A 9177-nucleotide genomic window follows, 5' to 3' on the forward strand; every position below is an offset into this window, starting at 1 on the left:
AAGGTAATCTATGTGTAAAGGTATACATTTAGCAAGAGAGAGGATGATAGCTGTGAATACATTTAAATGGATTAGTCATGAAAAGATGTATGTAGATCAAATACATGTTGAAAAATGTGGTCCTCTTTCAGTCGGCGTATATGGAGGAAATCAAGAGAGTGATGCATATGAAAGAGGAGATGCAGTGCTAGCTTGGTGGGATCCGAAATTAGAATTTGAATTTGTTATGATTTTTGATACACATCATAAAACGAAAAATATACATTATATAATAGAAGCGATTTCAGAAAGAGAAGAAAAACTAAAAGAGTTATTTTCATACCCAATCCATTTAGCATTTCATCATACACATATGTATTTATTAGCGTTATTTACAGATGAGCTATTTATCGAGAAATGTGACCAAGATGATGAGGAACTTGCATGTTTAATTTGTTTACGAAAAGGCGAGTTCTTATATTGGCTATCAGTTGGTGATTGCTTCGCGTATTTATTCCATTCAGAGCAAACGAAAAATGGAAAAGGTAGGCTAAATAAGCGTAAGAACTATGAGTATATAGGAAGAAAAAATGTTTTTGCAGCGAATACACCTTGTTTTACATCAGGGGTAAGGGGATTAGAAAAAGGTCAGAATCACATTGTAATGGCAACGGATGGTATTTTAGAGTGTGATAAACTAAAGTTTGATGATGATCAATCTTTAGTAGAAATATTACACGACGGATCTTGTTTACAGATTGAGCCTGTATTAACAAATGTACTTCAGTGGAAAGGTAGAGATTGTGCCACTATTATTGGATGGTCCATCGATACTGAAAATAGACAATGTGCCAATTAATAAATGAAAGAGAGTTCAAGGGTTTTTGTCCTTGAACTCCTTTTTGTTAAGCAATATGAATATGATACGTTTTCAACCATTCATTTACTTGTAGCATATACTCCATAGCACTTCTTGCTTCAAAATTGGTAATCTCTTTGTTACTTTGATCAGCAATTGCAAGTAATATGGAATGGTTAATGAGTGAGAAAACAGGATTGTTTTTATTGCTGCACATATCAAGCGTTAAATTGCGGATTGTTTGTAAATAGTGTGGATCCTGTGAAGTAGGGTAAGCGCTTTTTCTTCTATTTCGTACGTCATCAGGTAAAGCTGGTTTCAGTGCCCTACGTAAAATTCCTTTTTCAATATTATCAATACTTTTTATGTTGAAAGGAACGTTCCATAAATATTCAACTAATCTATAATCGCAAAACGGTACACGAACTTCAAATCCTACAGCCATACTCATACGGTCTTTACGGTCGAGTAAGAACGGAAGGAATCGTGTTAAAAATAAATAAAACATTTGACGCTGTTTCGCTTCTTTTTTACTTTCACCTTCAAGAGTAGGTACTTCAAGAGCAGCCTCATGGAATCGTTTATTAATGTACTGCTCAGGATTACATTGAGTTGTTACGTCGTTTAATAATAGAGAAGATGTGTTTTTCCAGTTTGTTAACCACGGAAACTTATCTACATATAATAGTTCTTCTTGATGAAACCAAGGATATCCCCCGAATACTTCATCAGCAGATTCTCCAGATAAAGCTACGGTTGCATCTTTTTTCATTTCGCAAAATAGTAAATAAAGTGAAGTTTCCATTTCGCCAGCACTGGGTAAATCTTTCGCGTGAAGGGGAAAGAATAAGTGATTTGCTAACTCTTCAGCATTCACAATAATGTCATGATGCGATGTCCCTACATGTTCAGAAACACGTTTTACCCAAGGAGCATCTAGACCAGTTCGAGCAAATGTCATTTCGAAATCTTTCGCGCTATTTAAAAAATCGATTGAATATGTGTGAAGTGTTTTGTGTTCCTCTCTAAATTCTTTACCTGCCAGTGCAGTAATACCACTAGAATCTAATCCGCCTGATAACATACAAACGAGGGGAACATCAGCAATTAATTGTCTTTTTACTGTATCTTGTAAGATAGATAAAATATGAGAAGATGTGTCTTGGGTAGAGTCTGTATGGATCTTACTTTCTAAATTCCAATACTTCTTAACTACTTTTTTATCACGTGTGAATGTTATAGAATGTCCAGCACGAACTTCTTGAATATGTTTAAAGACGCCACATCCTGGAGTTCGAAATAAGCCTAATCCAAATATTTCATTTATTCCATCCGCATCAATTTCAGCAGGAACAGATGGATGAGCTAATAACGCTTTTATTTCAGATCCGAAAATAATACTGTCATTTCTTTCCGTATAAAAAAGTGGTTTTACACCTAAATGATCGCGTGCTAAAAATAATTGTTGCTTCTGATCATCCCATAAGGCGAAAGCGAAAATTCCGTTTAAATGTTGTACGCAGTCTTCTTTCCATTCTAAATAAGCATGTAGTAACACTTCTGTATCTGAATGAGTTTCAAATGCATGACCACATTTTTGAAGCTGCTCTCTCAGCTCACGAAAATTATAAATTTCTCCATTATAAGTAAGAGCATACGTATAATCACCGGCACGGAATGTTTTTGGCTGCGTCCCACCTTCTGGGTCAATAACAATTAAACGTCGGTGTGCAAAGGCCGCACGAGGAGAAAACCAAAATCCTTCAGCATCAGGACCGCGATGCTGAATACTATTCGCCATCTTTTCTAAAATAACATGTTCATTTGAAAGATCTTTCTTCCAATCTACCCAACCTGTAATTCCACACATACAAATTTCATCTCCTAATTTAAAATTATAAAAGTAGATTAATTAAATGAAATGTACACTAGGTTAAAGAGTGTCTGCATAAATAGTGTACTACACTAATTGAATTACAGACTTGAGAAAATTTTCTTCAAGCTTATATTTATATGAGACAATGGCTAAGGAAAAGTATTCCATTACATACAAAAAATAAAAAAGATGAGAGAAAAAAATTTCCAAAACGTTATATAGGGTGTAAAAGCTTTTACAAAAAAATAAGGGGAATCGCTACATGAAATCAAATGAGAAAAATTTTATAAAAAGATTACAGCGGCAGAAGGAAGATGCGCTAGAATTTGTTGTCGATACATACTTACCGCTCATAAAGGGGATAACGCACAAAGTTCTTCTACCGGTTCAAAATGATGGACTCATAGAGGAATGTGTAAACGATATATTTCTTTCCATTTGGAATAATGCAAATAAATTTCATGGAGAGCCGAATGATTTTAAAAAATGGATTGCAGCGATTGCAAAGTTTAAGGCGATTGATTATTACCGGAAAGCGACTAGAACAGTAGAAATTATTTCAGATGAGTTTCATATTAGTACAGAAAAATCGGCAGAAGATGAATTAATCGTTATGGAAGATAGGGAAGAGTTATTGAAGCTTATTAATCAATTAGAACCGTTAGATCAAAAGGTGTTCATTATGAAATATCTTCTCGGTATGAAGACAGAGGAAATCGGTGACAAGTTAGGATTAACCAGGGCGGCGATCGATAATCGTGTGTACCGGGGAAAAAAGAAACTACAACAAAATGCTACGAATATTAGTTTTGGAGGTAGTGCAATATGAAAGACATTTATGAACTATTAAATGACATTGATATAGATGAAAAAGAACTTGAGGAAATTGAGGCTTCTGAAATTGAAAAAGAAAAAGTAAAACGTAATGTAAAACAATCGATACGTATGAAGAAAAAGATGAAAAGTTGGAAAAAGGGTGTCGCTGCTGCATCTATTTTAGTAGGATTATCAGTTGCAACGCTTGGTATCGGGTTTCCTACATATGCTGGAGGATTGCCAATTGTAGGTGATATATTCCGATTTTTAGATAATGGTAGAACAGGACTATATGAAAATTATAAAGAGTTTTCGACTGAATTGAATATGACGAGAGAGAGTAATGGGGTTAAGGTTACAATTAATGATGTAATTTCTGATGGCAGAACATTATCTATAACGTATTCACTGGAAAGTGAGCAAGACTTAGGGGATGATCCTATTATATTAGGCGGATTGGATATAATGGACGCTCATGGTAGTTCAGGAAGTGGGAAAATGACTAAAGTTACTGAAAAAAAGTATGTAGGTATGGTAACAACGACGCACCATGATATTAATAAAAAGGACAAAGTAAACTTTAGATGGAATATAGAGGGAATAGAGATGCCAGATAGGAAAAAATCAATACAAGGTAATTGGAATTTCGCATTAACTGTAAAATCAATGGATAGTAAAGAGAGAACAATTGGTGGAAGTTCGGAAAAAGAAGGTATAAAAGCAAATATGGAAAAGGTCGCAATGTCGCCGGTTTCATTTATTCTTTATTACAATCAAGAAGTTTCTAAGGGTGCGAGGAAAGAATGGGATAGTGTAGATGTTGAATTGACGGTTAAGGATGATTTAGGGAATGATTATTCGGGTGAAGGAAATGGGGGAAGTGGCAACGATCCTTACAATATTCGATGGAGTGCTACATTCCAAAAGTTGAACGAAAATGCAACAAAGCTTATCGTTACACCTCGTGTACACTTGCGAGTTCATACACCTGAAAATTATGGTGGAGTGGAATATGTGAATGGAAAAGAGAAGAAAATTGAAGTGCCGAAAAAAGAAGCGAAGAGTAAAGATATTGTTCTAGATGATATTGTAATTGATTTAAAGAAATAAAAAAGAGACTGCCTAAAAACATTAGGCAGTCTCTTTTTCGTTAAGAATTAGTAACGAGTAACGCATGCGGATGCTGCGTTTTATACTCATCTTTCCATGTAATGTTTAGTTGTTCCCACGTTTCACCGCTATCAGTGGATTGAAAGATGCCATTGTTATTTAAAGTGTAAAACGTATGTGGTTCGGCTGGATTTGTAGCAAACATCGAAATGACTGTACCAATTGCAGATGGTAGACCTTGCTGTACTTGCTGGAACGGAGTATCTTTCGTTTTCCGATAAATATAAGATTCATAAGGAATACGGTGATGAGCAAGGTCGGCACTTGGTGCGGCAGAAACGAGAATTGTATCGCAATCAGCCGGATCGATAGCCATGCTGTATAAATAATGATGCTCAAGTCCGTCACTACATGAGATCCAGCTGTTTCCACTGTTATAACTTTCAAGATATGCACGATCAGGTCCGCCCATAAATCCGTCACCGCATGATGCATAAAGGCGATTTGGGGCTTCAGGGTGCATGAGTAATTGATGAGCATCGATAGGAGCACCGAATTTTTTATCAATCCATGTATGCCCTTTATCATTACTTTGAATAACAGCACCAGCTTCGATTGAAACATGGAGTGTATTTGGATTGTTTGGATCAACTGTAATCCAGCGTACGTGATGGGTAAAAGGTCTAGGCGGAAAAGCCCACGTATAGGAAGATAATAATGATTTCATATTTTTAAGTTCAGTCCACGTTTCACCACCATTTTCTGAACGGAATAAAGCACTAGGTTCTGTACCTACATAAACGACGCCGTAGCCGTTAACTTGTTCATTTGAGCTTATCGTTATAGAAGTAATAGAAGAGTGTAAAATACCATCCTCTTTAGGGAAATCAAAGTAACGATATGAATCTCCAATTGGTCTCCACGAATCCCCGCCATCGTCACTTAGCCATAAACCTCGTCCAAATGTACCGCAATAAACACGATTTGTTTGGAATGGATCAACCACAATACAGGTAGGTTGCATATTTTGTAAATGATATGTGGTTTCATAGTTACCATATTGTTCTTTTACTACAACAAGTTCACGCTCCATGCAGAGAAATAGTCGTTTCAATTTTGTAACCCCCTTAAAAATTCTTTCATTAGTAAACAATATGAAAATAAAAAAGAAGTAGTCTTGTTTTTAGTTGAGAAAAAGGACTTGTTTGAAAAGTAGCGAAGTTTGTATACAGAGGAAGCGGGATAAAGTGAAACTTTAATCAGTGGGGTATTGTTCATCTTCTACGGATTAGTAGCATTCACTATCGGGCGTTAATGGGGGATAAAGATAGGGAATGTGTTTCATACTAACATACAGATATTGCACTTAAAGGAGCATTTGTATGGGACACTCACATGATCACGGTCATTCAAAAAATAAAAAAGCGTTATTAATTGCCTTCTTATTAACAACAAGCTTTATGATTGCTGAAGTTATTGGCGGATTTGTAACAAATAGCTTAGCACTATTGTCTGACGCAGGGCATATGTTAAGTGATGCAGTATCCTTAGCTTTAAGTTTACTTGCGTTCAAGCTTGGGGAAAAAACGGCAACGGCCGCGAAAACATATGGGTATAAGCGAGTCGAAATGTTAGCGGCATTATGTAATGGTGTCGTTCTTATTGTCATTTCAGTATATATTTTTATTGAAGCAATTCGTCGTTTTAAGGAACCAGTTGAAATCGCTAGTAATGGAATGCTCATTATTGCTGTGCTTGGTCTGCTTATTAATATTGTATCAGCTTGGATATTAATGAGAGGCGGAGATGTGAAAGGTAATTTAAATTTAAGAAGTGCGTTCTTACATGTACTAGGCGATTTATTAGGTTCAGTTGGAGCGATTATTGCTGCGTTACTTATTAAATTTTTTGGATGGACTGCTGCAGATGCGGTTGCTAGTATTCTTGTGTCTATTTTAGTCATTATAAGTGGATGGCGTGTAACACGTGATACAGTTCATATATTAATGGAAGGTGCACCGCAGCACATAGATGCTGAAGAGGTGAAAAATACATTATTAAATATTACTATTATAAAAGAAGTTCATGATTTACATATATGGTCTGTAACATCAGATTTTCAAGTATTAACTTGCCATCTTATTATCGAAGGTAATGAAACGCAAAGCGTATTGAAAGAAGCAACGGATGTATTAAAGGGGAAATTTCATGTAGAACATGTCACCATTCAAGTTGAAATAGAAGGTGAATTTAACCATAATGAGACAACTTGCAAAGTATGAAAGAAAAAGGGTATGAAAAAGTGTCATAACATTTTTCGCGTGGCATACATATATATAATGTGGCCACAAATACTTTGTAAGGTAAATATTTCATAAGATTACTTTACTTATTAAGAATTATCTTTTATAATCAAAAGTGGTAATTGATAAAGATTATCATTTTCAATGATCGTAGAAAGGAGTTTTTTAAAAGATGAGTAGTCAACTCCGTTTTGCTGTTGAAAATCGTAAGAGACATTTAATTGATGAGTTAATTGGAGCAGGGGTGTTTAAGATTCGCGACCGACAATTATACGAGCTGTCTTTAGAGGAATTGGAAAAAGAGTACGAGCATATTGAAGATTACGCAAATATTCAGGCATAGCATATAGATTATTAAAGAAGGAGCTGGTTACACTTTTGTGTAACCAGCTTTATTATTTCATAGAAATTATTTTTTGTATTTCTTTCATTGGACGGAGCCAGTTTTGAGACATCATTTGTTCCATTCGTTTTTCATCCTGTTTTTGTAGTGCTTGAATTATAGAGTGATGTTCTTTAATAGATTGACTTGCAGGCACGAAGTTTTGGAAAAATAAATATTCAAGGCGTAAAATGTGAAGTTGCATATTTTCTAGAAAAGGTTCAATATATCGGTTTTTAGCAATAGAAGTAATTGTATTGTGAAATCGTATATCTAGTTCTAAAGCTTTTTTTGAATCTTTTTCATGTATAGATTGTTGAAAAGCATCATTTATCTCGGAAAGTAGTTTAATATCAGCGTCTGTAACTTTTTGCAGTGCTTGCTTTCCTATAATTGAGTGAAGACCAGCTATCGTCTCATAAATGATAGATACGTCGTCTAACTTAATAGGCGCGATTTTCGTTTTTTGCCCAGGTACCATTTCAACTAATCCAGAAAGCTCTAAAATTTGTAAAGCTTCTCTAACAGGTGTTCTGCTTACTCCTAGTGCTTCTGCCAATTCCCCATCATTTATTTTCTCATCAGGTCGTAAAACACCTTCTATAATCCAATCTTGCAGTTGATTTAAAACGAGTGACTTTGCTGAAACTCTTCCTGGTTTTTTATAATTTTGAGGGACAGGCATAGTGAATTCAATCCTTTCATTGTATATATTTCTTTTTCGTATTAACAAGCTTTAATTTTGGTTTTCCTTTATCCGGTTTTTGGCTTAATATGAGCACCATTACAATTACACAAAAAGCACCTAATAACTGAAAAGGTTGAAACGGTACGTGCAAAATAAGTACAGAAGAAATAATAGCTGCGAGTGGTTCTGTACAGCCAAATAATGTTGTTTCTTTAGGCGTAAGGTATCTTATGCTATCTAAGTATAAATAAAATGCGATGAGTGTCCCGAAAATGACGACAAATGTAATGAGCGGGAGGGTACTTAGTTTTACATATTTCATAGTTGATAATAAAATGAATTCGTTTGTGGAAATAAAGTGTAAAATCGTTACGCCAATCCCCCCAATGATCATCCCCCATCCAACGATAACGGATGAAGACCACTTTTCTAACAATTCTTTTGAATACAAACTATAAAATGCAAGAGATAGTCCAGATAAAATGCCCCAAATGATAGCAGGTGTAGATACAGCTAAGTTATGAACAGAACCGTTTGTTAATAGGAGAAAGGTCCCTACTAATGAGAGGGTAATTGAAATATAATCAATTTTTGATGGACGAACGCTCCATTTGAAAAGTAAGTATACAGTGATAAATATAGGGGCTAAATATTGTAACAAAGTTGCAACAGCAGCGTTTCCTTCTTTAATAGAAGCGAAGTACGTGTATTGTACAGCAAGCATGCCTAAAAGACCGAACAAAATTATCTTATTTGCATCAGACTTTTGTTTCCAAATTCCAAATATTTCTTTTTTGTTCGCTCCGAATGATGACATAATGAGCAAAATAGCACCGGATATAAGCAAACGGATTGTAACTAACCATTCAGTAGAAACATTTTCGTATTGAAAAAGTTGTTGTGCGGCTGTTCCAGACAACCCCCATAAACAAGCGCCTATTATGACCATAATAATTCCTTTTAATCGATGTGGCTCCATAAGATATATAGTCCTCCTTTCAAAAAAATATATTGGATACAATATGCAATATATCACAGAATGGAGTGTTAATAAACTGAAATTTCTAATTAAAAGCAAGGTTGTTTATTAAGAACGAGGATCTCTTTTTTGTGTATGGTTAAATTTAGTGTTTAAAATTTCTTGTAATGGGACTTGGCTAAGGG

At 35.1% G+C, this 9177-nt stretch carries 9 protein-coding genes; 5 read left to right on the plus strand and 4 right to left on the minus strand.

The window, feature by feature from the left end; all coding sequences use genetic code 11:
* Positions 1–10 precede the first annotated feature (10 nt).
* Positions 11–838: a PP2C family serine/threonine-protein phosphatase gene (locus AB3X49_RS13085; protein ID WP_002012083.1), complete on the plus strand. Its 828-nt coding sequence runs from the start codon at positions 11–13 to the stop codon at positions 836–838.
* 46 nt (positions 839–884) lie between these two features.
* Here the strand turns inward: AB3X49_RS13085 and asnB are convergent, their stop codons facing one another.
* On the minus strand, positions 885–2708 hold the full coding sequence (gene asnB / locus AB3X49_RS13090; protein ID WP_367962553.1) for an asparagine synthase (glutamine-hydrolyzing): 1824 nt from the start codon (positions 2706–2708) through the stop codon (positions 885–887).
* A gap of 268 nt (positions 2709–2976) precedes the next feature.
* On the opposite strand from asnB, the gene AB3X49_RS13095 reads away from it, so the two are divergent.
* Positions 2977–3543, plus strand: a complete 567-nt coding sequence (locus AB3X49_RS13095; protein ID WP_002012086.1) for a sigma-70 family RNA polymerase sigma factor — start codon at positions 2977–2979, stop codon at positions 3541–3543.
* Positions 3540–4640, plus strand: coding sequence for a DUF4179 domain-containing protein (locus AB3X49_RS13100; protein ID WP_002186196.1), 1101 nt, complete (start codon positions 3540–3542; stop codon positions 4638–4640). Before AB3X49_RS13095 ends, AB3X49_RS13100 begins: the two co-directional genes overlap by 4 nt.
* Positions 4641–4680: 40 nt before the next feature.
* On the opposite strand, the gene AB3X49_RS13105 is transcribed toward AB3X49_RS13100, so the two are convergent.
* Positions 4681–5754: a beta propeller repeat protein gene (locus AB3X49_RS13105; RefSeq protein WP_002193115.1), complete on the minus strand. Its 1074-nt coding sequence runs from the start codon at positions 5752–5754 to the stop codon at positions 4681–4683.
* 268 nt (positions 5755–6022) lie between these two features.
* Between AB3X49_RS13105 and AB3X49_RS13110 the strand changes: the two genes are divergently transcribed.
* Both AB3X49_RS13110 and fbpA read left to right on the plus strand, forming a co-directional pair.
* Positions 6023–6922: a cation diffusion facilitator family transporter gene (locus AB3X49_RS13110; RefSeq protein WP_002186194.1), complete on the plus strand. Its 900-nt coding sequence runs from the start codon at positions 6023–6025 to the stop codon at positions 6920–6922.
* 193 nt (positions 6923–7115) lie between these two features.
* Complete coding sequence (gene fbpA / locus AB3X49_RS13115; protein WP_002012091.1) at positions 7116–7286, plus strand: Fur-regulated basic protein FbpA; 171 nt, start codon at positions 7116–7118, stop codon at positions 7284–7286.
* A gap of 52 nt (positions 7287–7338) precedes the next feature.
* Here the strand turns inward: fbpA and AB3X49_RS13120 are convergent, their stop codons facing one another.
* Positions 7339–8010, minus strand: a complete 672-nt coding sequence (locus tag AB3X49_RS13120; RefSeq protein ID WP_002030983.1) for a GntR family transcriptional regulator — start codon at positions 8008–8010, stop codon at positions 7339–7341.
* A gap of 16 nt (positions 8011–8026) precedes the next feature.
* Positions 8027–8992, minus strand: a complete 966-nt coding sequence (locus AB3X49_RS13125) for a DMT family transporter (RefSeq protein WP_367962559.1) — start codon at positions 8990–8992, stop codon at positions 8027–8029.
* Positions 8993–9177: the final 185 nt, after the last annotated feature.

The sequence above is a fragment of the Bacillus sp. C30 genome, from assembly GCF_040838255.1.
In the GTDB taxonomy this organism is placed as follows: Bacteria; Bacillota; Bacilli; order Bacillales; family Bacillaceae_G; genus Bacillus_A; species Bacillus_A mycoides.

What these genes read in the sequence shown, in the direction of transcription:
- AB3X49_RS13085 (WP_002012083.1), top strand. Translation starts at nt 11, where the DNA reads ATGTGTAAAGGTATACATTTAGCAAGAGAGAGGATGATAGCTGTGAAT.
- asnB (WP_367962553.1), bottom strand. Translation starts at nt 2,708, where the DNA reads ATGTGTGGAATTACAGGTTGGGTAGATTGGAAGAAAGATCTTTCAAAT.
- AB3X49_RS13095 (WP_002012086.1), top strand. Translation starts at nt 2,977, where the DNA reads ATGAAATCAAATGAGAAAAATTTTATAAAAAGATTACAGCGGCAGAAG.
- AB3X49_RS13100 (WP_002186196.1), top strand. Translation starts at nt 3,540, where the DNA reads ATGAAAGACATTTATGAACTATTAAATGACATTGATATAGATGAAAAA.
- AB3X49_RS13110 (WP_002186194.1), top strand. Translation starts at nt 6,023, where the DNA reads ATGGGACACTCACATGATCACGGTCATTCAAAAAATAAAAAAGCGTTA.
- fbpA (WP_002012091.1), top strand. Translation starts at nt 7,116, where the DNA reads ATGAGTAGTCAACTCCGTTTTGCTGTTGAAAATCGTAAGAGACATTTA.
- AB3X49_RS13120 (WP_002030983.1), bottom strand. Translation starts at nt 8,010, where the DNA reads ATGCCTGTCCCTCAAAATTATAAAAAACCAGGAAGAGTTTCAGCAAAG.
- AB3X49_RS13125 (WP_367962559.1), bottom strand. Translation starts at nt 8,992, where the DNA reads ATGGAGCCACATCGATTAAAAGGAATTATTATGGTCATAATAGGCGCT.